Here is a 25,823-nt window from a genome sequence, read left to right on the forward strand (position 1 = left end):
AGTTAAGAGAAAATCAAATGGCTCAATATTCTGCACAATTTAATCAGGCAAAAGTTTTGGTATTAGGCGATGTGATGTTAGATCGCTATTGGTTTGGTGCGACCAATCGAATTTCGCCGGAAGCACCGGTGCCGGTGGTACGCGTTCAGAAACATGAAGAACGTGCAGGCGGTGCAGCAAACGTGGCGATGAACATTGCGTCATTAAATGTGCCGGTACAGTTACTTGGTTTGACCGGTCAGGATGAGGCTGGGGCAGCATTGACGGCATTATTGCAACAACAAAAAATCGATTGTAACTTTGTCCAATTATCCACCCATCCAACGATTACCAAGTTACGTATTTTATCTCGTCATCAACAGCTTTTACGTCTTGATTTTGAAGAAGATTTTCAAAATGTAACCAGTGAAGCGTTATTACAAAAATTAGAAAGTGCGGTCAAAAATTACGGTGCTTTAGTGCTTTCGGATTACGGCAAAGGCACCTTAAATGATGTACAAAAAATGATTCAGATTGCGCGCAATACCAATGTGCCGGTATTGATCGATCCGAAAGGGACGGATTTTGAACGTTATCGCGGTGCAACCTTGCTAACACCGAATATGTCGGAATTTGAAGCAGTCGTGGGGAAATGTCATTCTGAACAAGAGATTATCGACAAGGGGCTGAAACTCATTTCAGACATCAATCTCACCGCACTTTTGGTGACACGTTCTGAAAAAGGCATGACCTTATTGCGTCCAAATCAACCGGCATTTCATTTGCCGACAGAGGCTAAAGAAGTCTTTGATGTGACAGGGGCAGGCGATACGGTGATCAGTGTGCTTGCAATCGCGTTAGCGGATGGTCGTAGTTTTGAAGAGGCCTGTTATTTATCCAATGTGGCCGCCGGTATTGTGGTGGGTAAATTGGGCACATCAACCGTTTCAACCGTCGAGTTGGAAAATGCGATTCATGGGCGAACGACAACCGGTTTTGGTGTGATGACCGAGGCTGAATTGAAACAAGCCGTTAAATTGGCAAAAGATCGTGGCGAGAAAATCGTGATGACAAACGGGTGCTTTGATATTTTGCATCCTGGTCACGTGTCTTATTTAGAAAATGCCCGTAAGCTAGGCGACCGTTTAATTGTGGCTGTGAATACGGATGAATCGGTAAAACGCTTAAAAGGGGAAGAACGACCAATTAATCCTTTAGCGTCGAGAATGGCAGTGCTTGCCGGTCTTTCTTCTGTGGATTGGCTGGTTGCCTTTGATGAAGATACGCCGCAACGTTTAATTGGTGAAATCTTGCCGGATTTATTGGTGAAAGGCGGTGACTATAAACCAGAAGACATTGCCGGTAGTCAAGAAGTTTGGGCAAACGGTGGCGAGGTGAAAGTGCTGAATTTTGAAAATGGTTTTTCCACATCGAACGTGATCAAGAAAATTAAGCATTTGGAAAAATAACACAAACAAAAAAGCGTAATTTACAATCTGCACCCCAAAAGTCGGAGTCACTTCCAACGAATTAAGATGCAGATTTTTTTATTTAACCCCTCGTAGCGTGCAACTTGTTGCACGAATAATTAACCTCGATGCGTAATTCACGATTTCATGCGTAGCGTGCATCTTGATGCACGACCAAATTACGCACGGAACGTTATTTAACTCTTTCGGGTATTCATGATTTCGTGCAACAAGTTGCACGCTACGATTCACTAAAATAGTGATATGAAAATAAACACGGTGACCAGTTTTCACAAGCCTCTTGAGGGGCTTGTGAAGTATAGACCCTTATAGGGGAGCCTAAAAACCGCACGTTTTACGTGCGGATTGCTATTCCAATCCATTCAACGCATTGAGCAACCTGATTTCTTCAAACAAACTCAAATCCGTGGCTAAAATCGACCGCACTTTTATACGGTCTTGGGCTAATAATGTCGCCCGTTGGGTGCCCTCAAGGAGTGGCGTGTCGGGCGTGAACCATTGTGTGCCTTGGCGGAAAATAAGGTTGCCGATAGTGCAATCGGTGACATGCCCGTTTTTGATGATCATGATTTCATCGCAATCGCCTTTTTGCGCGAGTAATTCGTTTAATAAAGTGCGGTCAGTGAATTTCAAGCCGTAGTCAATGTGGTCGCAGATAACCGGTTTAAAGGTGCGATAATGTTTACGCTGGTAAGGAAAATAACGGCATTGAATCTGCTCGGCGTTGTAATCGATTCGGCAGCGAATCAGCGGTTCGGTAGCCAGTTCGAGTGGTACACGAATATGTTCGGTAAGCTGAAAAATGCGAGGAAAAACGACCGCACTTTGTTTGCCATAAAACGCCTGTAAACTGCGTTCGTAGCGTTGTTGATGGAGTGCGATATTGCGGATTTTGCCTTGTTCGATGGCAAGGGTTTCAAATAAAGGAAATTCCATGGTTAAGCCCTCTGTAACGGCACATACACTTTTTGAATCAATTCTTGATATTCTTCTTGTGCGTCACTTTGAATGGTAATGCCACCGCCACTGCGGAAAACAAAGCCTTTTTCTGTGTCTTCAATAAAACGAATTGCCACCGCACTTTGTAATTTTTCACCGTCAAAAATACCGAATATACCGGTGTAATAGCCACGAGGTTGTTGTTCGGCCTGTTGAATAATTTGTACGGTTTTTTCTTTTGGGGCGCCACTGATCGATCCGGCGGGTAACAGTTTGGCAAGAAGAGAGCCGATTTCTTTCTGCCAGTTTTCTGCCAATTCACCACGAATTTCAGAACTGGTTTGCAAAATGGCACTACGTTCGGTTTGGATTTCTTCCACATAACGAAAGCGAGTCACTTGAATGTTTTCAGCGACGGTGGCTAAATCATTGCGCATTAAATCCACGATGGTGTAATGTTCTCGCTGCTCTTTTTGATTGTTGAGCAAGGTGGCTTGGGCATGGGGTAGCGTGGCATCAATGGTGCCTTTCATCGGATAAGTGAAAATCTGGTTGTCGTATAAATTGACAAAACATTCCGGTGAAAAACACACAAATTGATCTTTGAACAACAATTTATACTTCGCTTGACTCTGTTGGAATAATTGGCGTAGTGAATAATGGGTTTCAATCGGTGTCGGGTAGGTCAGATTCAGCAAATAGGAATTGCCGAAGTGCTGTTCCTGTTGTACCAAATCAAAGCCTTTTTGATAGGCGGCAAAATCCATTGGCTGTTTATGTAAATAAAAAGGTGGCATCGGCGATGTTTTATGCGGCAAATCTTCCCGCCAATTCACGTTGGTATAGTCTGGAAATTGGACGAAAATCCCTTGTTCAGCCATTTCATTTAACGGACACAATATCGGTTTTTGTTGCTCAAAATCGATTAAAAAGAAGAAGGGCGTTTTCGCTTCGCCAAATCTGTTTACTTGTTGAATAAAATCTTGCCACATAACATTATCTCGTGAAAAATCGGCGAAAATTTTAGCTTAAATTGCCATAAAATTATATACTTCACCGCCTACTTAGCCCTCAGAGAAAGATGTTATGTCGTTACTGATCATCAATAATCACGATTCTTTTACGTTCAACTTAGTGGATCTCATCCGTCGTTTGGATGTGCCATTTCAAGTGGTCAATATCGAAGACTTAGATTTAGATGCCGTGGGCGATTTCTCTCATTTATTGATTTCTCCCGGCCCGGATGTACCACGCGCTTATCCAATATTATTTGACTTGCTGGCACGTTATCAGCACAGCAAATCTATTTTGGGCGTGTGTTTAGGGCATCAAATGTTATGCGAATTTTTTGGCGCAGAATTACATAATCTTCCGTTCCCACGTCATGGGCAAGCCAAGCGGTTGCAGTGTGTGGCGGAATCCCTTCTCTTTAAAGATATGCCTCAGGCCTTTCAAATTGGCTTATATCATTCTTGGGCGGTAAATGAGCAGAATTTCCCAAGCGCATTGCAAATTACCGCCCGTTGTGATGACAACATCATTATGGCTATGCAGCATAAAACGTTGCCGATTTACGGGGTGCAATTTCACCCAGAATCCTATATTTCGGAATATGGTGAGCAAATTTTGCGAAATTGGTTGCAGGAATCTTAAGAATCGCCATCAAAGTGCGGTGCTTTTTCGCTACGTTTTTTAGATCGGGATCACACAAATCACAAAAATCCTTTCTCTCCCTTGTTTTTGCGCAAGGGCTTCTTTAAGGTTAGACGCTATATTCAAACGTTGTGAAACTAAAGGAGTTTTTGATGAACATTGTTTTTCTCGATCGTACCAGTATTCCCGCAAGCCATGATATTCCACGCCCAAGCTTTCCACACACTTGGACGGAATATGACCGCACTTTGCCGGAGGAAACCTTTGAACGCACCAAAGACGCCGATATTGTGGTGACCAACAAAGTGGTGTTTGACCGAGAATTATTAAGCCGATTACCAAAATTAAAACTCATCGCCATTACGGCGACCGGTACCAACAACATTGATTTAGACGCTGCGAAAGACCTCGGCATTGCCGTAAAAAATGTGCCCGGTTATTCCAGTGTGGCCGTGCCGGAGCATGTATTGGGCATGATTTTCTCATTAAAACATAGCCTTATTGGGTATCATCGCGATCAAGTGACCTCTGATCGTTGGGCCACCTGCGGACAGTTCTGCTACACCGATTACCCGATAACGGATGTGCGTGGCGCGACGTTAGGTGTATTTGGTAAAGGTTGTTTAGGCACAGAAGTGGGGCGTTTGGCGCAATTATTGGGCATGAACGTGTTGTATGCGGAACACAAAGGCGCAAGTCATATTCGTGAAGGCTACACTGAATTTGAAACCGTATTGAAACAAGCGGATATTGTTACGCTGCATTGCCCATTAACCGACACCACAAAAAATTTAATCAATGCGGAAACGTTGGCATTAATGAAACAGACCGCTTATCTCATCAATACCGGGCGAGGCCCATTGGTGGATGAAGCTGCATTATTAGATGCGCTAGAAAACGGCAAAATTGCCGGTGCTGCCTTGGATGTGTTGGTCAAAGAACCACCGGAAAAGAACAACCCATTAATTCAAGCGGCAAAACGTTTGCCGAATTTATTAATCACGCCGCATATTGCGTGGGCGAGTGATTCAGCGGTCACTACGTTAGTCAATAAAGTGGCACAAAATATCGAAGATTTTGTGATGCACGGTAGGTAATTCTTATTTCATGTGGTATTATGCGGCGCCTAAAAAAGGCGCCATTTTTGATGGCAAATCACATTTTCTAACTTAAAGAAACCTAACCATGAAAAAAAATCTCATCACAACTGCAATGTTATTTGCGCTTCCAACGATCGCCTTTGCCGGTGAAAACACAAAAAACGAATTAGCTCCGATTGTCGTTTATTCTGCGTACGCCACACCGGTAAACCAAGATCAAACCGCTTCCTCTGTTACCGTTCTCACTGAAAAAGATTTTGCCGAGCGTAACGCGACTTATGTGAGTGATGTGTTGAAAACCGTGCCAAGCCTTGCCGTAAGCACTTCAGGCGGTCGTGGTACATTGACCAACGTCTTTTTACGTGGTGCGGATGCAAACCACACTGCCGTGATTATTGATGGTGTAAAAGCCAATCCGGTTTCCGGCTACGGTTTTGATTTCGGTGGATTAGCTTTAAGCAACATCGAACGCATCGAAGTCTTACGCGGTGAGCAATCTGCGCTTTGGGGAAGTGATGCAATGGGCGGTGTGATTTATATCACCACCAAAAAGGGCCTAGAAAAAGGCAAAACTTTCAATGTTGACTATGATTTTGGCACAGGATCTCACCGCACTGTTGATGGTTCATTAACCCTTTCAGGCTCAAACAACAATTTCTATTATGCTTTACATGGTGACAGCCACCACACCAAAGGTATTTCAGCACTCAGCAAAGACCGTTTTAACTACACGGCACAAGATGGTACAGCGGTCAGTACCGGTGGAGCAAGTGAGCGTGATAAATTCCACCGTGATAATACCTCTCTTCGTTTTGGCTATGACGATAACCAAAAAGGCTTTGATTTCTTAACCTCTCATAGCAGTCAAACAGCTAACTTTGATAACAGTGCAACAGATGAAAAAGGTCATTACACTCGCACACGTGATACCTTATTTAAATTAAGTGGTTTCTTAGGTAATGGCGATGAATTGCTTAAACATAAAGTTGGCGTAAGTCATATCAAAACCGACAGCGATACGGTTGGCTATGCCTCAGCTTACGATGCGAAAAAACTCAATGCGAACTATCAATTAGATGTGAATTTCGATCGTGAAGGCTCCATCACACAAGGTTTAAGTTTCTTAACGGACTATCAAAAAACAGATTTTAATTCGTCTTATTTCAATAATGCGGGTAATAAAAAGCTTATTGAGAAAAGCGTCGCAGCAGAATATCGCCTATTACACGATGCGGATCATAGTTTGAATGTGAGTGGTCGTTACACTGATAGCTCTGAATACGAAAATTCATGGACAGGCCGTATTGCCGGGGCTTATCGCTTACATAACAATGTGAAAGCACATGCAAGCATTGGTTCAGCAATTCAAAATCCGACAATTACGGAATATTACGGCTATAACGCACGCTATATCGGCAACCCAAATTTACAACCGGAAAAAAGCGTAGGGGGCGATGTTGGTTTCTTATTTGAAACAGATGATCACCGCCATAGCGTTGATATCACTTATTTCACGCGTAACGTGAAAAATGCGATTAGTAGCGAAGTGATTAATTCCGTCACCTATGCAAGCCGTGCCGTCAATCTTGATGGGAAGAGCAAGGTTAAAGGTCTTGAAGTGGCTTATAATGGTAAAATCACAGATGTATTAACCGCTTATGCGAACTATACATATACCCAAACCCGAGACAGCAAAGGGATTGAATTGGCACGCCGTCCGAAACATTTAGCCAACACAGGCTTAGCCTATCAGATTACTGAAAAATTGGGCGCAGATGTGAATTTGTCTTACACCGGCAAACGCATGGATACCTACTATTCACCAAGCTACAGTACACATAAAGTGAAATTGCCATCTTATACCTTGGCAAACGTAGGCGTGAATTACAAAGTGGCGGAGAGTTTGACGGTTTACGCAAACCTCAACAACGTATTCAATAAAAAATACGAAAACGTTCTTGGTTACGGCCAAGAAGGGCGTAATGTTTACGTTGGCTTGAGAGGATCGTTCTAATTGTAAGGCGGGCTTTGGTCCGCCGAATTTTTTTATTGTGGCGGGCTGAAAACCCGCCTTCGTTATATGAAAAAAACATCCGTTATTTTCACCGCACTTTTTCTTTCCTTTTCTGCACACGCTGAGGAATTTGTTTCGCTCACCTTGTGCAGCGACCGACTGCTTGCGGAAATTGCCCGTCCGGAACAAATCGCGGCAATGTCGCCTTACTCTCAAAACCCGCGCATGATGCTGGATAAAATTAATCGAGATAAACCTATCCTTGAACCGCAACTTACCGCATTGTTGCCTTATTTGGATAAAACCCTGTTGATTAATGAAACCTTTTATCCGCAATTGGTCGCTGATTTAAAGCGCCTTGGCGTAAAAATTGTGCTGATTAACGACAGCCCACAAACCGCTGAAGAATTATTTGAACTCCTGTTGCAACTTGGGAAAATCACCGGTAATGAAGCCCATGCGGAACAGTTGGTGGCAAAATTAACATCACAAAAGACCAAACTGAATGTGTCCTTGACCGATACACTAATGTTATCGGAAACCGGCGTGGTGGAACCCATTTTCCCGCAATATAACGTGCTATTAACATTGCTTGGTTTAACACCGTTAAAATACCCATTGACTCCGCAAAATTTTTCATTGGAAAAAGTGTTGCTCGCCCAACCTAACGGGTTAATCGAAATCACTGACCAGCAAAGCTATAACGAACAGACGGAATTGCTTGACCATCCGCTGTTAAAAAAATACTTTGAAAATCGACCGCACTTTCGCATTCCGATGAAATATACTTATTGCCTTGATCATGGCGTGTGGCAGGGGGCAGAGATGATTTATCAACAATCTAAGTCATGGAATTCGACAAATCTCCCTTGAATGAGACAAATCTCCCCTAACCCCTCTTTACTAAAGAGGGGGACTATTGTATCGATAACTTATCATTCTGATGTTTTTATTTTAATCATTCATATACAAAAACGGTAAATATGCCATCTAGGGTTCATTCAATAATGAAATTCCCCTCTTTAGTAAAGAGGGGCTAGGGGAGATTTGTTAAATTAATAGGAAGAAATTTGATAACACTAAAACGAATAACATACCCAATGATATTTTACATTACACAGGAAATAGCGCCTTGACAAAAACACAAAAATTAAATACCGCACTTTTTTCATTCTTGCTGTTGATAACAGGCATTGCCCTTTATCATCAACTTGGCGATTTTGCGCATCTCAAAAATGCGGATGGGGTGCTCACTGATATGCGTTCGCTTGTATTGTGGGATGTTCGTGTGCCGCGCATTGGTTTAGCGATTTTAACCGGCGCCTGTCTTGCTCTTGCAGGGAATGCCATGCAGGGTATTTTTCAAAATCCATTGGCAAGCCCGGGTTTGCTCGGCAGTAGCGCCGGGGCAACTGCTGCCAGTGTGCTTATTCTTTATTATTTTTCTGTGCCATTTACGGTATTGCTGTTCGGCGGTGTTGCAGGGGCATTAGCGAGTTTTTTATTGGTGTATGCCATTGCCAAAAATCATGGCACGACCATGATGCTCCTCAGCGGTTTGGCGGTGAATATGTTGCTTGGCGCCGCCATTGCGTTGTTGTTATCTAACGCCGAAAGCCCTTGGGCGCTAGCAGAGCTTTATCGTTGGTTACAAGGCTCATTAGTGTGGGCGAAGCTTGACACTTTGGTGATTTCACTGCTGATCGTTCTGTTTGGTTTAGTTTGTTTATACCGCGAACGTCGTTATGTGGATTTACTCAGTTTCGGTGAAGAGACCGCGGGCACCATGGGGATCGATCCGAAACGAAGTTTTTTTATCACCACCTTTGGCGTTGCGTTGCTCGTCGGCGCAACCATTCCACAAACGGGTGCCATCGGTTTTATCGGTTTAATCGCACCGCACTTTGCACGAATTTTATTAAAGCAACGCCCATCACAACTTTACATAACAAGTGCCTTATTTGGGGCTTTATTGCTGTTAATTGCGGATCTTTGTGTGCAATATGTGCCGTTTTTCTCTCATATTTACATCGGCACACTCACGGCAATGATTGGTGCGCCATGTTTGATTTGGATTTTATTGACGGAACAACGGAGATTAGCAAGGTAACTTTATGATTAAAATCGAGAATCTCTCCCAGCCTTATGGCTTAAAAGGCGTTCACTGCACTATCCCAACGGGCAAATTGGTCGGCATTATGGGCGCGAATGGTGCGGGTAAATCGACGTTGCTGAAAACCATTGCCGGTATTTTTCCTATCAAAAGCGGTGAGATTTGGTTCGACAATCACAAATTAACCACAATGACTGCGGAACAAAAAAGCCAACAGTTGGCTTACCTTGCACAAAATACCGAGATTCACTGGGATTTATCTGTGTATGATGTTATCGCGTTGGGGTTACCGAATCCGCTTAATCGAGCTAAAGAACAAGAAAAAGTGCGGTCGATTTCAGAAACGTTTTCTGTTTCACATTTATTGGAAAAATCTTTTCGCCAACTTTCCGGAGGCGAAAAAGCCCGTGTACAACTTGCCCGTTGTTGTATCAAAAACGCCCCTTTATTGCTTGCTGACGAACCCATTGCCGCCCTCGATCCGTTTTATCAAATCGATATGATGGAACAACTGAAATCTCTTACGCCCAGCCACACCTGCGTGGTCGCAATCCATCATCTTTCTTTAGCTTATAAATTTTGTGATGAAGTGATTTTATTGAATCAAGGACAAATCATTGCGAGCGGAGAAACAACAGGCGTATTAACCGCCGAGAATTTGGCAAACGCGTTTCATATTCATGCGGATATTAATCAAGAAAACAAAGTATTGGATAACATCACTAAATTAGTATAATAGCGTGCTTTTTAAGACAAGAGAGAGATGATGAAATTTTTATTTATTCTTTTATATTTTTCTTTTATTTCGGCTTTCGTGTCTGCTGAAGTTGGGAAAACCTATTCACTTCGTTCCAGTGAATTTACTTACCGAAATGAAGGCGAAAAAGAGAAAGCCGAAAGCCAAGCATTAAAAATGTTACAAAAAAGCTATCAACGTTTTCCGGATGTGGATAACTGTTATGCCGGCAAGGTGACAGAATTAGAGAAAAAACGGGCATTGAAAGAACTCAATTTAATTCGTCAAGCTCACGGTTTGGAAGCTGTAGGTTATGATGAGACAAAAGACCGTTTTACCACGGCCTCGGCATTAATTTCATCGGCGAATCGGTTGTTGGATCATTATCCTTCCTCTCGCTTGAAATGTTATTCGAAAGATGGATATGAAGGAAGTCGCCATAGCAATATGCATTTAACTTCTGATTATATTGTGTTTCTACCGGAGAATTTTGCCGAAAAAGTCATTGATGAATTAATTATTGACGATAATGTGTTTTCATTAGGTCACCGATTATGGTTTTTAGATCCTTTTTTAGGGGATATTTCTTATGGACGTGTTACTCATGTGGATAATCATCAGCGTGTGGCCGATGCGGTAAGTATTTATATTAGCAATACAAGACAAAATATTATAAATACCAAAGTCGATTATATTGCTTATCCGGATAAAAACTATCCTTCAAATTGGTTTACTTTAGATTGGTTTCTTCATTTTTCAGTCATTGCAGATAAATCTTCCAGAGAAAAGAATATTACTTCGGTAAATTATGCCAATGCGAGTGTTTCTGTCAGATCGGCAGATGGAAGAACGATGCGTGTGCATAGCATAAAATATACAGATCCTAATAAAGATAAAGACTATATGGGGTTAGGGAATCATATTCAATGGCGTGTTGATGGTCTTCAAAAAAATAAAAAATATTCTGTTAAAATTAAGAATGTGATGATCAATGGAACAGCAAAAGATTATGAGTATTGGTTTAATATCACAGATTAATTTAGAGAGTATTTATGATTGAATGGTTAATTAGTTTCAAGTTTTTTTCCTGGCTTATTCACTGGGATATTTTACGCTACCTGATTCATTGGAATGAGTGGCATTGGTTTATGTTAGGTAGTGTTTTACTTGTCGCAGAAATTGCCGTGCCCGGGATGTTTTTATTATGGTGGGGACTTGCGGTAGCGGTGATTGCCGGGGTGATGAAATTGATTTTACCGATTCCTCTTTTTGTTCTTGTGTCAATTTATATTGCGATCATTCTTGTTTTAAAATAACGCATTGTTCAGCCAGTTTTATTGAATGCGATAAAATTTAAGGAATAAAATGAAACATTTGATTATTTTTGCTCACCCAAACTCACAGAGTTTTAACCGCACTTTAGTGGAGGAAGTCATAAAAGCGACCCGGCAAATCGGTGTGGAAGCAGTGATTCGTGATCTGTATACATTAGATTTTAATCCGGTGTTATCTTGGTCTGAATTGAGTGCAACAATGGATGGCATTGTGCCGGCTGAGATTAAGTTTGAGCAAAAATTGATTGCAGAAGCCGAATTAATTACCTTTATCTACCCACTTTGGTGGATGGGATTCCCGGCAATATTAAAGGGGTATTTAGATCGTGTGTTAAGTTACGGCTTTGCCTACCAAAATGAAAATGGTGCGTCTGTTGGTTTGCTGGGAAATAAAAAAGTACAGCATTTTATTACCATGGGAAATAGCATAGAAAAATATCAACAACTGGCTTTTGATAAAGCTTTGCAATCTTGTTTAGTAGAGGGATTATTTAATTTTTGTGGCATAACGGATATTCAACATCATCTTTTTGGTAATATTCATTTATTAGATGATTCGGGCTATCGATCTGTGTTAACCGCGGCATTTGAAAAAACACAAGAAAATCTCACCGCACTTTTATCAGAGAAGGGCAAAAATTCATGCAAGAAAAAATCCAATTAAATCATTTTTCTTTAATTAGCCGATTATTTGGAAATTTATTTTATCGCCAGCCAACAGACAATATTCTTTCTGGCGTATTTATATGGTTACAACAACAGCAATTATCTGAAGTGTGGCCATTAACGGAAGATGCAGAAAGTCAGCAAGCTTTAGACGCATTACAAATGCCGATAGATTTAACGCTTTTGGAGAAAGAATACCAAAAGTTATTGGGTGAGAAAGGCGCAGTGGCAACGCAAATTTCTGCTTATGATATTTCAGTGGCGGATTTTGAAAACTTTCGTCAAGAACGTAATTTACCGCCAAGTGATAACCTTGATCATTTTGCCATGTTGCTTTTAACGGCCTCATGGTTGGAAGACAATGCCGATTCATTATCCGCGCAACAAGACTTGTTTGAACAGTTTTTATTGCCTTGTGCAGCGAAGTTTTTAAACAAGGTGGAACAATCGGCAGGACTGCCATTTTATCGTGCGTTAGCGTATCTTACACGCGAGATATTGTCCGCTATGGCAGATGAATTGGAGTCTGTTGACTTGTAATTAGAAAGGATGAAAACTCAACTGATCCTTTTCGGCAAAAATCCTGACGGAACGATATAAAAATTCCGTTGGGATTTTTTCTTTATAGAGAAAACGGCTGTTGACGGCGATAAATTCCGCATCTAAATATTGTGTATAAATCGCACCGGAACTGCTGTTGACACCTGCCATGGCACGTCCTAATAATTCGCCATAAATATGGATATTGCCATCTGCAGCGACTTCAGCACCTTGTTCCACATCGCCATGAATAATCAAATCACTGTTTTTCGCATAAATAACCTGTTTATCGATAACATTATGCGGCACAATTTTTGTGGGTAAATCGCGTGGTTCCGGAAGGATTTCAGAGAGGTTATTAATATTGCCAAGAATGGAGAGGTTAGCGGCAAGAATGAGTTCTCTTTGCAGATGATTTTGCCAATTTGCCACGCCAATAAGACGAATTTGATATTCTGCCAATAAGTCTTTTAATGCGATAAGATTAACTTTTTCCAGCATCGGGTTGAACTGCAAAATCACCTCAATATTTTTAAATAATGATGGCGAGGTTTTGCTTTTCTTTGCCAATGCACGCTTAATGGCAGTCAAGCTTGAACTATTAATACTGATAAACAGCGCAGAAAATTGACCTGTTCGTAGTTCGATAATATCTTGAGCCATAAGCAAAATTCCAATGAAAAGAGTTGCTTAATGATAATGAATTATTGCAAAATCGGCAACTTCAACCTAATTAAGGAATCCAATTTATGCTCTGTGCCATTTATAAAAGCCCAAAAGAACCGGGCATATATCTTTATATTGAAAAACGCGATCAATTTGACGCGCTACCTGACGCATTGTTAACGGCTTTTGGCAAACCGATTTTTGTGATGTTGTTTAATCTTGCTGGTACAAAACCGTTGGTCAATGCCGATAAAACAGAAGTGTTGCAGCACATTAAAGAAAAAGGCTTTTACTTACAAACGCCGAAAAAAGATGATTGGTTGTTTCGTCTATAACGGTTTGAGTTTAGTGAGTTTTTCATTCTATTGATGAATAGTAAAAAAACACCATAAAAAATGACCGCACTTATCTCCTCAAGTGCGGTCGTTTTGTTAGGTGTTTTTATTCTGCGTGTAGCCGTCCATTTTTTATTCACCTTCTTTTAGCACATCCCATACGCTTTCTTGTTTTACCGGGGTTGTCGGTGCTTGCGTTGCTGTATTGCTGATCATGGAGCCGGTTTGTGCGAGTGGGCTTTGTTGGCAGAATGATTGATTTCTGTCTGCCCAAACAGGGATCGTGCGTGAGCTGCTACAATCCCAGCCACCGTAGGCATTAATTCCGATCCACTTGATGCCTTGTGGTTTGTTTAATTTTAATGGGCGAATAGCCGCACGTTGTAAATAGGCCTTATAGACTTGTAACGCACCGCTGGCACCGGTGAGTTTGGTTTCACCGTTGTCATCTCGTCCAAGCCAAATGGTGGTAACGTTTTCGCCATCAATTCCTACGAACCAAGTATCGCGCGCATCGTTAGTCGTACCGGTTTTGCCGGCTAAGTGTAAATGGGCGTAATCCGGTTGCAAGCTGTGAGCGGTGCCACGATCAACCACTTGTTGCATAGCAAAGAGGGTTTGGAATGCGGCTTCAGGTGGCGCAACTTGTTTGGGTTCGAGATCATGCTCATAAATCACATTGCCTTGTCTATCCGCAATACTACTGATCGTGCTGAGCGGAATGCTGGCGCCTTCGTTGGCGATAGTTTGATAAAGCTTGGTCACGTCATAAGGTGAAATGGCATAGGAACCCAGCAGCATGGAAGGTACTTTTGGAATCGTGACTTTATCCCAACCCATGGCTTGTTGCATGGAAATCACTTTGGTTAATCCCAGCTTCATACCAATATTGACCGTTGGGATATTCAACGAGCGTACTAATGCATCCATCAGCATGACGGAACCGCTGTATCGGCGGTCGTAATTGCGCGGTTGCCAAGGTGGACTGCCTTTCACATTGATCGTTATCGGCTGGTTGTTAATCGGTGTGTTCAACCGAAATTGGTCCGGATACATAAGTGCGGTCAAATAAATGGACGGTTTTACCAACGAGCCGATTTGGCGTTTGGCTGATAAAGCGCGGTTGAACCCGGCAAATTGTGTTTGCAGCCCACCCACAATGGCGCGCACTTCACCGGTTTGATAATCGGCAACCACCATGGCGGATTCCAAAAACGGATTCTTATGTTTGAGCTGTAAATCGGATACGGCACTGATTACTGCTTGTTCAGCCTGATCTTGTTGTTTGATGTCTAACGTAGAAAAAATGCGCGCACCCAGTAAATTTTCAGTTTTCCCTTCACCAAGTTGGTGGCGTAATTCGGTTTGTAAGGTTTGAATAAACGCCGGGTATTTACGGCTGATTTTTCCTTTTTCTTGCACGCCGAGCGGGCGTTGGCTTAATAGTTGATAGAGTTCATCGCCGATGATTTTGTGTTCCAACATCAAATGCAACACCACATTGCGGCGTTCAAGGGCGTAATTGGGATTTCGCCATGGGTTATAGAGGGAAGGGCCTTTGACCATCCCCACTAATAACGCAATTTGATCCAAACTGATTTCCCGCACGGAACGTCCGAAATAAAACTGGCTGGCCAATTCAAAACCATGAATTTGGTTGTCGCCGTTCTGCCCGAGGTAAATTTCGTTTAAGTAGGTTTCTAAGATACGGTTTTTGTCATAACGCCAATCGAGAATTAACGCCATCAAGGCTTCGTTAATTTTACGGGTGAGGGTGCGCTCGTTGCTTAAAAATAAGTTTTTCACCAGTTGTTGGGTTAGCGTACTGCCGCCTTGTACCGTTTGCCCTGCTTGGATATTGGTGATCATGGCACGCAAAATACCCAGTGGGCTGATACCATCATGTTGAAAGAAACGACGATCTTCCGTCAGTAATAAGGCATCAATGAGTAAGCGCGGGTATTGTTGCAAAGAAATCGCAAGGCGTTCTTCTTTGTCTGATTGCAAAATGGCGATCAACTTCGGCGCCAAACGAAATTCATCAATGGCTTTAACATTAATCAGATCTTCAATGACTGCCAGTTTATCGTTTTCAAAACGCAGGCGAAAAACCCGTTGCGCTTCTGGTGTGTCGGGAAAAGGGAACGCACGACGCAATAAGACGATCGTGTTATTTTCAATTTTAAAATCGCCCGGTGCGGCAATCATGGTTGTTTGGCGATATTCATTTTCTAAGAGAAGTTGCTTGATTTGCTCAAAACTGAGTTGATCACTCACCCGAATGCTTTCAATTCGGCTATACACTTCTGCCGGCAAACGCCAAATTTGTCCGTCCATTTTGCTGCGAATTTGCCAATCCAAATAAGCAGAATAAGAAAATAGCATACAAAAAAAAGTGAATGCGATTTTTAACAGCTGAATTGTCCAAGATCTTCTGGATTTTATCGGTGGCTGTTCAGTCGAAGTCTGTTGCTCTTTTGTTGTTGCCATGTGCGTTACCGTTTGGGCTGAATGTTGGGATTAGGCGCGGATAAAATCCAAGTAAGAGTGTAAAAAATGGGCAAAATCTTCAATGCCACAAAAGGCGATACTTTCATCATCGTAATAATAAAAACCGTCTTCCAATGCGTCTGGATTCTCAATGGCGAGATTATTTGCCTTCGCCATCACCTCATCCGCGTTAATGTATAAGCTGTATTCGGCACCGGTTAACACGACATCCGCCGCATGGGACGCAGGCAAGTTTTGTAAATGAAAAAGTGCGGTAGAAATGAGTTGTGGATTTGACCGCACTTCGATGTTAAACCAGTTGGCAAAGGCTTCGTGCTCCATAGAACATTTCGCGACAGTGTTGCCTTGATGGGAGGTAAATTGAAAATCCATATTAGATGCTGAAAGAGGATCCGCAACCGCAAGTGGATGAGGCATTCGGGTTATTCACCACAAAACGTGAACCTTCCAAGCCTTCGGTATAGTCAATGGTGCCGCCGATTAAATATTGTAGGCTCATCGGATCGATAACTAATTGCACACCGGCATTTTCTACGGTTAAGTCGCCTTCATTGACTTTTTCGTCAAAGGTAAAGCCGTATTGGAAGCCGCTACAACCGCCGCCGGTAATATAGACGCGTAATTTAAGTGCCGGGTTTTCTTCTTCGGTAATTAAAGACTTCACTTTTTGTGCCGCAGCATCAGTAAAGGTTAACGGAACGGATATCTCTGTCATATTGTATAATTCCCCACGATTTATTTGAGCGCGTATTATCTAATAACCGACTAGTCCATTCAAGAATTTATCAAGGATTTTTCTCTGTCACAGTGCTATAATTCCGCCCATCAATTTTTTAAATAGGGAGATAAACATGAGTATTCCATTAAGAACGGAAGAGGAAATTGTTAAATTACGTGAAGCCTGCAAACTGGCGTCCGATGTGTTGGTGATGATCGAGCCTTATGTAAAAGAAGGCGTTACCACCGGAGAATTGGATCGCATTTGTCACGATTATATGGTGAACGTGCAAAAAGTTATTCCCGCTTGCTTGAATTATCATGGTTTCCCGAAAGCGACTTGCATTTCCATTAACGAAGTGGTTTGTCATGGCATCCCAAGTTTTGATAAGCATCTGAAAAATGGCGATATTGTGAATATTGATGTCACGGTGATAAAAGACGGTTATTTTGGTGATAACTCGAAAATGTATATCGTTGGCGAAACCAATTTACGCAGTAAAAAACTGGTGGAAGCCGCACAAGAAGCCCTTTATGTTGGTCTGCGTACGGTTAAACCGGGCATTCGTTTAAATGAAATCGGTAGAGCCGTACAAAAATATACGGAATCTCAAACGTTTAGTGTGGTGCGCGAATATTGTGGCCATGGCATTGGGACGGAATTCCACTGCGAACCACAGGTTTTGCATTATTACGCAGACGATGGCGGCGTGGTGTTAAAACCGGGCATGGTATTCACCATTGAGCCAATGATTAACGCCGGTAAAAAAGAAGTGCGTTTAATGGGCGATGGGTGGACGGTGAAAACCAAAGATCGTAGCCATTCCGCCCAATTTGAGCACCAAATTGTGGTGACGGAAAACGGCTGTGAAGTGATGACCATCCGTGACGAAGAGATTGCCGAAGGGCGTATCCAACGTGTTATGGTGAACGTTTAATTAACTGAAATCCGCTACGTTTCCCGTGGCGGATTTTTCTATTTCCCGTTTTTGCAAGACAACCTATGCTTTTTCCTTACGATACCCAAGCCGAGCTCACACCAAGTGCGGTCAAAATTCAGAGAGAAAATTTAAAACAGTTTGAACTGGCGAATTTTGACAAAATAGCCATTGATCAACTGGTTGCCAATCGTACGGCGTTTTATGATCAATTCCTTTTGCACTTGTGGCGCCATTTTCAATTTGCCGACAATCCCACATTAAGTCTGATTGCCGTGGGCGGTTACGGGCGGCAGGAAATGTTCCCGCTTTCCGATTTGGATATTTTGATTTTAACCGAGCACGTTCCAAGCGAGGCGTTACAAGAAACGCTCGGTCAATTTGTGCAATTTTTATGGGATTGCGGTTTTAACGTTGGGCAGAGCATCCGTACCCTTGCTGAATGTGAAGCGGAGGGCATGGCGGATATCACGGTGGCAACAAATTTGTTGGAGGCGCGTTATTTATGCGGTAATCAAGCATTATTCAGTCAGTTGGTCGCATTGGTACAACAACCGACTTTTTGGTCAAAAACTGATTTCTGTCAGGCAAAGATTCAAGAAAAAAATGAGCGTTATCAACGTTATAACAATACGTCTTACAATCTTGAACCCGACATTAAATACAGTCCGGGCGGCTTGCGGGATTTGCATTTGTTGTATTGGATTGCCCTTCGCCACAACGGGGCAAAAAATTTGCAGGAAATTTTGCAAGCGGGATTTATTCATCCGGCGGAGTATGCTTTGTTGCTGAAAAGCCAACAATTTCTGTTTAAAGTGCGGTATGCATTGCATTTAATCTTGAAGCGTTATGACAACCGCCTATTATTTGATCGTCAATTAAAAGTCAGCGAATTATTGGGATTCCAAGGCGAGGGCAATCAAGGCGTGGAAGCCATGATGAAGCAATTTTTTCAGGCGCTACATTCCATTTCATTGCTGAGCGAATTGCTGGTCAAGCATTATCAGGAGCATTTTTTAACCCCACATGAAGTGGTGAATGAGCAAGTCCTGGATGTGAATTTCAGCTTGATAAATCAATCCATTTGTTTGCGCCATCGCCAATGCTTTGAACAACAGCCGGAAAGCATCCTCGATCTTTTCTATTATTTAACGCAATATCCGCAAGCGGAGATCCATTCCTCCGTATTACGTGAGCTGTATTTGGCGCTAGAGCAACGGCAAGGCTATTTATGCGATTTACCGATGGCTCGAGAAAAATTTATTCGGTTGTTTAATCAGCCTAATGCCATCCAACGGGCATTTTTCCCCATGCACCAATATGGTGTGCTGACCGCCTATTTACCGCAATGGGGCAATATTGTCGGCTTAATGCAGTTTGATTTGTTCCATTGTTACACCGTGGATGAACATATTCTGCGCGTGATGTTAAAACTGGAAAGTTTTTTAGCGGAAACGTCGGCGCAAAATCACCCGATTTGCCATCAAATAATGCATCAAATTTCCGACCGCACTTTATTGTATATTGCCGCCTTATTTCACGACATCGCGAAAGGGCGTGGTGGCGCGCATGAATTACTGGGGGCGGAAGATATACGCGAGTTTGCCGTACTGCATGGCTTCGACCAACGCGAAACGGAAACCATGGCATGGCTGGTGGAACAGCATTTGTTGATGTCGGTGACGGCACAACGACGGGATATTCATGATCCGGAAATCGTGTTGAGTTTTGCCGAGCGGGTGCGTAATCAAGTGCGCTTAGATTATTTAACGTGCCTCACCATTTCCGACATTGTGGCAACCAATGAAACCTTATGGAACAGCTGGAAGCGTTCTTTATTAGCGACCTTATACGATTACACCACGCAACAATTTGCCCAAGGGCTGGCAACCTTGTTGGATAATCAGGCAAAAGCCGAAGAGCATCGCCACTTGGCGTTGTTAGAAATACGTGAAAAAAACACCGCACTTTCTGAGCCGCAAATTGAAAAGCTATGGCAACGTTGTCCATTGGATTATTTTTTACGTAATTCACCACAGCAAATCAGCTGGCATACACAACTGCTTGCTGAATTTACCGGTGATGTGTTGGTAAAAGTGAGCAATCGGTTTTCCGCCGGCGGTACGGAAATTTTTATTTATACCAACGACCGCCCGAACCTGTTTAATAAAGTGGTAAGTACCATCGGCGCGAAAAAACTCAGCATTCATGATGCGCAAATTATTACTACGCAAGACGGCTATGTGTTAGACAGTTTTATTGTGACGGAACTGGATGGCGCTGAGTTGCCATTTAATCGTCGTCGTATGTTGGAAGACGCGTTGACGAAAAGCCTAACGTCAGAAACGGTGAATAAACAACGCCTGCGCGAAAAACACCATTTGGCTCACTTTCATGTGAAAACCGACGTGCGTTTTTTGAATCTTGAGAAGATCGATCAAACTGAAATGGAATTGTTTGCGCTGGATCAGGCCGGTTTGTTGGCGGATGTGAGTGCTGTGTTCTGCGACTTAGAGCTGAATTTACTTAATGCAAAAATCACCACCATTGGTGAAAAAGCAGAAGATTTCTTTATTTTGACGAATAAATTCGGACGTGCCTTGGACGAGTCGGAGAGAGCGGCGTTATTGACGCGTTTGTTGCAAATTTTAAATTAGCGTTTAAACATAAAAGTGATCTGCACCCCAAAACCTGGACACCTAATTTGAGGTGCAGATTATGTCTTACTCTTATCAATTTCGTTTAGAAATTATCAAACTCGTCACCGAACAGGATTATGGTATCCGTGAGGTGGCTAAACTTCATCAAATTTCCCATGCTCTCGTCATTTATTGGCTAGAAGCATTTTGAGAAAGAGGGCTTTATGGCGTAAAATCGCCTCATACAAACCTTCAAACCCCGAAAATAGTGAAGCCAAAGATAAAATAAAAAAGAAAGACATTGAAATCCCGGAAACTACAGACATTTCACCTAAAGCGTTTAAAAAGTTACAGCGAGAACTCGCCTTGGCTCGTGCGGAGATTGTTTACCTAAAGGAGTTGGAGAAGCTCGACCGTCTATTGCTCTATGACGTTTAAATTACGCCAAATGGGTTTTCATTTGAATCATAAAACGATGTTAAAGCTGATGAACGAGTTAGGTATTCATTCCATTTTACGCAAAAAAAGACATGGAAAACGAGGAAAAACATCGCATATTGCCCCGAATTTGCTGAATCGTGATTTTACAGCAACGGCACTCAATCAAAAATGGGTAACGAATGTAACGGAATTTCAGGTTGGGCAAGAAAAGCTTTATTTTTCACCGTTGATGGATCTGGCTAACCGAGAAGTTATTGCCTATAACTTTGCAACACGCCCGAAGTTTTCATTGGTAAAAAAGATGTTAGAACAAGGGCTTAGTCGGCTTAAACCGACAGAATGCCCGATTATTCATAGCGGCCAAGGCGTATTGTATGGCTCGGCGGAATGGGTAAAGATGTTGGAAGGTAAAGCGGTTCAAAGTATGAGCCACCGAGGAAATTGCGATAATAATGCGGTGATTGAAAATTTTTTTGCGATACTAAAATCAGAATGTTTTTACTCTCGGACTTATCATTCAATTGCTGAATTACAGGCTGAAATTGAAGAATATTTAGTGTCTTACAACCAAAAACGCATTAAACTTGCTTTCAAAGGATTGAGCCCGGTGCAATACCGAGCTCAATATTTAAGTTAACTAACCTGTCCAACTTTTTTTGGGGAGGCAGATCATTTTTTATTCTATCGTATTTCAATTTTCGTCAATTTGAAAAAATGATGATATTTTGTTAGTATAAATTTCGCATTTGGAAACAGTTCACTTAAATCCTACTGAGCGTTTCCTTCAAAATCGCACTTCTCCGTGCTGTCATTTGCGATGGTTCCATCGCTCATTTTGGTCTTAAGACCTTATTTTATTTAATCTGATTTATTTTTATTCACTTGATTTTTAAGGAGAAAGCTTGTCTTTATCTAAATTTATAGAAAAACAAACGTCGTTCAATCCTTTAGTGATTGGTGCAACGTTATTTTTTGTGGTGTTACTTGTTGCGATGATTTTAATCGCACCGGAACAAACACAAACTTTATTAAATGCCGCCAAATCGGGTATTTTTGCCAACTTTAGTTGGTTTTACGTCTTAGCATTCTCAGTATTTTTGGGCTTTTTAGTCATTTTATCGGTCAGTAGCCTAGGTAATATCAAACTGGGTAATGATGAAGAAGAGCCTGAATTCGGTTTTCTCTCTTGGTTAGCGATGTTATTTGCTGCCGGTATGGGGGTGGGGTTGATGTTTTTTGGTGTGGCAGAGCCCTTAACACATTACTTATCTGACATTACTACGGGCACAGCAGAGCATAAACAACAAGAAGCCTTGTTACACACCTTATTCCATTGGGGAATTCATGCCTGGGCGGTGTATGGCACGATTGCGTTGGCATTAGCTTACTTTGGATTCCGTTACAAATTACCTTTGGCATTACGTTCTTGTTTCTATCCGTTATTGAAAGAGCGTATTAATGGCAAGTTAGGTGATCTTATCGACATTATGGCGTTACTTGCCACCTTATTTGGTGTTATCACGACATTAGGTTTTGGTGCATCACAATTGGGTGCAGGCTTACATCAATTAGGCTGGATTAGTGAAAATAGCTTCAGCTTGCAAGTTGTCGTAATTGCCGTGGTAATGAGTTTAGCGATATTTTCCGCGATTTCCGGTGTAGGGAAAGGGGTAAAAATCTTAAGTGAGCTGAATTTAACACTCGCTTTCTGTTTGTTGATTTTCGTCTTAGTGACGGGGCCAACACTTTATTTGTTATCCGCTTTTAGCGACAACATCGGAACCTACCTCAGCAACTTGGTACAATTAAGCTTCAAAACCTATGTTTATGAACAAGAACATACTGGCTGGTTTAGCGGTTGGACAATTCTGTATTGGGCATGGTGGTGTTCTTGGGCGCCATTTGTCGGTTTATTTATTGCTCGTATTTCGAAAGGGCGTACAATTCGTGAATTTATTTTCGGCGTGTTGGTGATTCCTAGCATGTTCGGTATCTTGTGGTTTACCGTATTTGGTAATACAGCCATTTGGTTGAATGATGGTGAAGCTGCAGGTACGTTAGGGCAAATGATTTCTTCGCCTGAAACGTTGCTCTTTAAGTTCTTAGATTATTTACCGCTTTCTGGCGTGACGGGCTTAGTGAGCTTGGTGGTGATTTCTTTATTCTTTATCACCTCAGCAGACTCCGGTATTTATGTATTAAATAACATTGCATCACGCGATAAAAGCCTTGCAGCACCTCGTTGGCAGGCCGTGATGTGGGGCATATTAATGTCAGTTGTCGCCATTGTTTTGATGCAATCAGGCGGTTTGGCTAATCTACAGGCAATGACACTATTAGTGGCGTTACCTTTCGCCATGTTGATGTTGTTGATGTGTTTTAGTTTATGGAAAGGCTTGAATGCGGATAAAAAATATTTTGATACCAAAGTTAATCCAACCAGTATTTTCTGGACGGGGGATAAGTGGAAAGAACGTTTGGAACAAATGATGAACCAAACGCAAGAAAAAGATATTTTACGCTTCCTTAAACATACGGTATTACCGGCTATGCGTGAGCTACGCCAAGAATTAATTGGTAAATATGAATTGAGTGTACAAATTAACACGTTATTTGAACAAGATGAGCCTGCAGTGGAATTGGTCATTCAAAAAGAATCGATGCGAGACTTTATGTATGGGGTGAAATCTATCGGTCGTGAGGTGTCAGAGCAATTAATTAATGATGATAACTTGCCACATATCCAGCATAGTATGACTTATGAGCCATACACCTATTTCTTTGATGGACGAGTGGGTTATGATGTGCAATATATGGATCAAGATGAATTAATTGCCGATATGTTGAAACATTATGAACGTTATTTAAGTTTGCTAGATGATGTTGGTCAAGAATTGATGGCACACGAGCAAACAGAACTGGCTGAATAATAAGACTAAAGTGCGGTTGAAAATCCTCTAAATTTTTAACCGCGCTTTTTGTTTTAAAACAGATATGAAGATACGAAATACTTTCAAAGCAAATGTTATTTGGGGTAGTTTAGGTTTTAGTTTAGCGATTATTGCAGCCCTTTTATTTGATACGCAGCAAACGATATCTTATCTTGCTGCGGCGAAAGCATTTATTTTCTCTCAGTTTAGTTGGTTTTATATTTTACTGAGTGCATTTTTTCTATTCTTTTTACTCTTCTTGGCATTAGGGCGGTATGGCGATATTAAGCTGGGGAGCGATGAGGAGGAGCCAGAGTTTAAATTAAGCTCTTGGATTGCATTACTCTTTACCTCTGGAATTGGTATTGGCATTGTTTTCCTTGGCGTTGCTGAACCGCTTTCACATTTTCTTTCACCAATAGGTGAATATGAGAAAGTTCGAACGGCATTATTTTTTAGTATTTTTCATTGGAGTATCAGTGCTTGGGCTATTTATGGATTAATTGCACTTACGATTGCTTACTTTGGATTTCGCTATAAATTACCCTTTTCTTTACGCTCTTGTTTTTATCCCTTACTGAAAGAAAAGATTAATGGAGAAGTAGGAGATGTCATTGATATTCTTGGGATTTGTACCACCTTATTTGGTGTAGTCGCAACCTTAGGTTACAGTGCGATTCGGTTGGTTGCCGCATTCCATTCAATGCATTTATTGGATAACTCACCCTATTTGGTTCCCCTTATTTTAGTGAGTGTTTTTATCATTGCTATCTTAATTTCACTGCAGGGTATCGCCAACGGGTTCCGAATTCTTAGTGAGCTAAATCTAGGCGTTACATTTCTCTTTATGCTATTGGTTTTGCTATTCGGTCCGACAATATATTTAATTTCTGCTTTTACGGAAAATATTGGTACCTACTTAAGCGGCTTAATTAGAGTTGGCTTCAAGGCTTATGCCTATGATGTAGAACATCTAGACTGGTTTATGGATTGGACAGTTTTTTACTGGGCATGGTGGTTTTCGTGGGCGCCCGGTTTTGGGATTTTTATCGCACGGATTTCTCGCGGACGAACTTTGCGGGAGTTTATTTTCGGCGTATTAATGGTACCTAGTTTATTCTTCGTTTTGTGGTTCACAGTATTTGGTAATGGAGCAATTTGGGTGAATGAGCATCTTGCTAAGGGGGCATTAGGTCAAGCTGTAAATAATGTGGGATCACTTCTTTTTGATTTTTTGAGTTATTTACCCTATTCCGGCTTAACTAAAACGTTAGCTTTATTTATTATCACGCTCTTTTTTATCGTCACCATTAACTTTGGTATTTATACGCTTAATAATATCGTGATTGAAGACAAAAGCCAGGTTTCACCTCGTTGGCAATCTATATTTTGGGGTGGTTTATTGTCAGCGGTTACGTTTGTTCTTTATCTTTTTGGTGGTATTGAAATACTCCAATCAACGATGTTGTTTTTCTCTTTACCTTTTGCTCTGTTGATGTCAGTGATAGTATGGAGTTTGTTAAAAGGTTTACGATTTGAACGTCAATATTATTCCACAGAGGTTTCAGATTTGTGGACAGGTGCAAACTGGCGTAGCCGTTTAAGACAGTTAATGATTGAATCGAAGCAAGATGACGCCATTTTCCATTTAAAAACAACTTCACTTTTAGCAATGAGAGAGTTACGCCAGCTACTCATTGGTACCTATGGTTTAAATGTGACATTACAGCAACATTTTGGTAGCGATAATAATCAACTGGTTCTTTTTATTGAAAATGGACTAGCAGAAGATTTTTTTTACCAAATTACCTTGTTTGAGAAGGCTGTATCTGAAACAGCACAAGTTCATCATGCATTAATGGTTTCAACAAATATGCAATTGGAAGGCTATCCTTTGAATATCACAAAGGAAGAGGATTTGATCGTGGACATCTTGCAATGTTATGAGCGATACATGAAAGAACTGGATTTTGTTATTTCATAATTCCTGTCTCATAAGTTCAGCATGATGGACGAGAGTTAATGTCTGATGAGCACAGAACTGGCTGAATAATAAGACTAAAGTGCGGTCAGATTTAAAAA

General features: G+C 41.6%; 23 protein-coding genes and 1 pseudogene. 18 read left to right on the forward strand and 6 right to left on the reverse strand.

Annotation, left to right across the window (positions count from 1 at the left end):
* The first annotated feature begins 17 nt into the window (after positions 1–17).
* Positions 18–1,448, forward strand: coding sequence for a bifunctional D-glycero-beta-D-manno-heptose-7-phosphate kinase/D-glycero-beta-D-manno-heptose 1-phosphate adenylyltransferase HldE (gene hldE, locus J5X96_RS05275; protein WP_209362061.1), 1,431 nt, complete (start codon positions 18–20; stop codon positions 1,446–1,448).
* A gap of 369 nt (positions 1,449–1,817) precedes the next feature.
* Here the strand turns inward: hldE and J5X96_RS05280 are convergent, their stop codons facing one another.
* Both J5X96_RS05280 and J5X96_RS05285 read right to left on the reverse strand, forming a co-directional pair.
* Positions 1,818–2,405: an aminotransferase class IV family protein gene (locus J5X96_RS05280; RefSeq protein ID WP_209362062.1), complete on the reverse strand. Its 588-nt coding sequence runs from the start codon at positions 2,403–2,405 to the stop codon at positions 1,818–1,820.
* A 2-nt stretch (positions 2,406–2,407) separates the two neighbouring features.
* Complete coding sequence (locus J5X96_RS05285; protein ID WP_209362063.1) at positions 2,408–3,400, reverse strand: aminodeoxychorismate synthase component I; 993 nt, start codon at positions 3,398–3,400, stop codon at positions 2,408–2,410.
* A gap of 94 nt (positions 3,401–3,494) precedes the next feature.
* Between J5X96_RS05285 and J5X96_RS05290 the strand changes: the two genes are divergently transcribed.
* From J5X96_RS05290 to J5X96_RS05335, 10 genes are all read left to right on the forward strand, one after another.
* Positions 3,495–4,061: an anthranilate synthase component II gene (locus J5X96_RS05290; protein WP_209362065.1), complete on the forward strand. Its 567-nt coding sequence runs from the start codon at positions 3,495–3,497 to the stop codon at positions 4,059–4,061.
* Positions 4,062–4,213: 152 nt separating this feature from the next.
* Positions 4,214–5,158 (forward strand): 2-hydroxyacid dehydrogenase, encoded by a 945-nt coding sequence (locus tag J5X96_RS05295; RefSeq protein WP_209362066.1) that lies wholly within the window; start codon positions 4,214–4,216, stop codon positions 5,156–5,158.
* An 88-nt stretch (positions 5,159–5,246) separates the two neighbouring features.
* Complete coding sequence (locus J5X96_RS05300; protein ID WP_209362068.1) at positions 5,247–7,175, forward strand: TonB-dependent siderophore receptor; 1,929 nt, start codon at positions 5,247–5,249, stop codon at positions 7,173–7,175.
* Between the two features lie 66 nt (positions 7,176–7,241).
* Positions 7,242–8,048 carry a helical backbone metal receptor gene (locus J5X96_RS05305; RefSeq protein ID WP_209362070.1) on the forward strand — a complete coding sequence of 269 codons (807 nt, stop codon included), beginning with the start codon at positions 7,242–7,244 and terminating at the stop codon, positions 8,046–8,048.
* 259 nt (positions 8,049–8,307) lie between these two features.
* Positions 8,308–9,285 (forward strand): iron ABC transporter permease, encoded by a 978-nt coding sequence (locus tag J5X96_RS05310; protein WP_209362072.1) that lies wholly within the window; start codon positions 8,308–8,310, stop codon positions 9,283–9,285.
* Between the two features lie 4 nt (positions 9,286–9,289).
* Positions 9,290–10,024: an ABC transporter ATP-binding protein gene (locus J5X96_RS05315; protein WP_209362074.1), complete on the forward strand. Its 735-nt coding sequence runs from the start codon at positions 9,290–9,292 to the stop codon at positions 10,022–10,024.
* Between the two features lie 27 nt (positions 10,025–10,051).
* Positions 10,052–11,062, forward strand: a complete 1,011-nt coding sequence (locus J5X96_RS05320) for a CAP domain-containing protein (RefSeq protein ID WP_245193442.1) — start codon at positions 10,052–10,054, stop codon at positions 11,060–11,062.
* A 14-nt stretch (positions 11,063–11,076) separates the two neighbouring features.
* Complete coding sequence (locus J5X96_RS05325) at positions 11,077–11,340, forward strand: NfeD family protein (protein WP_021616494.1); 264 nt, start codon at positions 11,077–11,079, stop codon at positions 11,338–11,340.
* Between the two features lie 49 nt (positions 11,341–11,389).
* A complete protein-coding gene (locus J5X96_RS05330) occupies positions 11,390–12,022 on the forward strand; it encodes an NAD(P)H-dependent oxidoreductase (RefSeq protein ID WP_209362076.1) in 633 nt (210 codons plus the stop codon).
* Positions 12,001–12,564: a molecular chaperone gene (locus tag J5X96_RS05335; protein WP_209362077.1), complete on the forward strand. Its 564-nt coding sequence runs from the start codon at positions 12,001–12,003 to the stop codon at positions 12,562–12,564. Before J5X96_RS05330 ends, J5X96_RS05335 begins: the two co-directional genes overlap by 22 nt.
* Here J5X96_RS05335 and minC read toward each other — a convergent pair whose 3' ends face one another.
* The gene (minC, locus tag J5X96_RS05340; RefSeq protein WP_209362079.1) at positions 12,565–13,227 is read right to left on the reverse strand and encodes a septum site-determining protein MinC; all 663 of its coding nucleotides are present in this window, start codon (positions 13,225–13,227) and stop codon (positions 12,565–12,567) included. It lies immediately after the preceding gene.
* An 86-nt stretch (positions 13,228–13,313) separates the two neighbouring features.
* Between minC and J5X96_RS05345 the strand changes: the two genes are divergently transcribed.
* Complete coding sequence (locus J5X96_RS05345; RefSeq protein ID WP_209362081.1) at positions 13,314–13,565, forward strand: YcgL domain-containing protein; 252 nt, start codon at positions 13,314–13,316, stop codon at positions 13,563–13,565.
* A gap of 132 nt (positions 13,566–13,697) precedes the next feature.
* Here the strand turns inward: J5X96_RS05345 and mrcB are convergent, their stop codons facing one another.
* Genes mrcB through erpA form a run of 3 tightly spaced genes read right to left on the reverse strand, consistent with a single transcriptional unit; the run spans position 13,698 to position 16,791 of the window.
* Entirely contained in the window at positions 13,698–16,055 is a 2,358-nt protein-coding gene (gene mrcB / locus J5X96_RS05350) for a penicillin-binding protein 1B (protein WP_209362083.1), read from the reverse strand.
* Positions 16,056–16,085: 30 nt separating this feature from the next.
* Complete coding sequence (locus tag J5X96_RS05355; protein WP_209362085.1) at positions 16,086–16,448, reverse strand: YacL family protein; 363 nt, start codon at positions 16,446–16,448, stop codon at positions 16,086–16,088.
* Position 16,449: 1 nt separating this feature from the next.
* Positions 16,450–16,791 carry an iron-sulfur cluster insertion protein ErpA gene (erpA, locus tag J5X96_RS05360; RefSeq protein WP_021616501.1) on the reverse strand — a complete coding sequence of 114 codons (342 nt, stop codon included), beginning with the start codon at positions 16,789–16,791 and terminating at the stop codon, positions 16,450–16,452.
* A 136-nt stretch (positions 16,792–16,927) separates the two neighbouring features.
* Between erpA and map the strand changes: the two genes are divergently transcribed.
* The 6 genes and pseudogenes from map to J5X96_RS05390 all read left to right on the forward strand — a co-directional run bounded on the left by map (position 16,928) and on the right by J5X96_RS05390 (position 25,725).
* On the forward strand, positions 16,928–17,731 hold the full coding sequence (gene map, locus J5X96_RS05365) for a type I methionyl aminopeptidase (RefSeq protein ID WP_111296998.1): 804 nt from the start codon (positions 16,928–16,930) through the stop codon (positions 17,729–17,731).
* A 65-nt stretch (positions 17,732–17,796) separates the two neighbouring features.
* Positions 17,797–20,388: a bifunctional uridylyltransferase/uridylyl-removing protein GlnD gene (gene glnD / locus J5X96_RS05370; RefSeq protein WP_209362087.1), complete on the forward strand. Its 2,592-nt coding sequence runs from the start codon at positions 17,797–17,799 to the stop codon at positions 20,386–20,388.
* A gap of 61 nt (positions 20,389–20,449) precedes the next feature.
* Positions 20,450–20,808, forward strand: a pseudogene (locus J5X96_RS05375) (transposase).
* Positions 20,798–21,448, forward strand: coding sequence for an IS3 family transposase (locus J5X96_RS05380; protein WP_209362089.1), 651 nt, complete (start codon positions 20,798–20,800; stop codon positions 21,446–21,448). Before J5X96_RS05375 ends, J5X96_RS05380 begins: the two are co-directional and overlap by 11 nt.
* 265 nt (positions 21,449–21,713) lie before the next feature.
* Positions 21,714–23,741, forward strand: a complete 2,028-nt coding sequence (locus tag J5X96_RS05385; protein ID WP_209362091.1) for a BCCT family transporter — start codon at positions 21,714–21,716, stop codon at positions 23,739–23,741.
* A 64-nt stretch (positions 23,742–23,805) separates the two neighbouring features.
* Complete coding sequence (locus J5X96_RS05390) at positions 23,806–25,725, forward strand: BCCT family transporter (RefSeq protein WP_209362093.1); 1,920 nt, start codon at positions 23,806–23,808, stop codon at positions 25,723–25,725.
* The last annotated feature ends 98 nt before the right edge of the window (positions 25,726–25,823 follow it).

Source organism: Aggregatibacter sp. 2125159857 (assembly GCF_017798005.1).
In the GTDB taxonomy this organism is placed as follows: Bacteria; Pseudomonadota; Gammaproteobacteria; order Enterobacterales; family Pasteurellaceae; genus Aggregatibacter.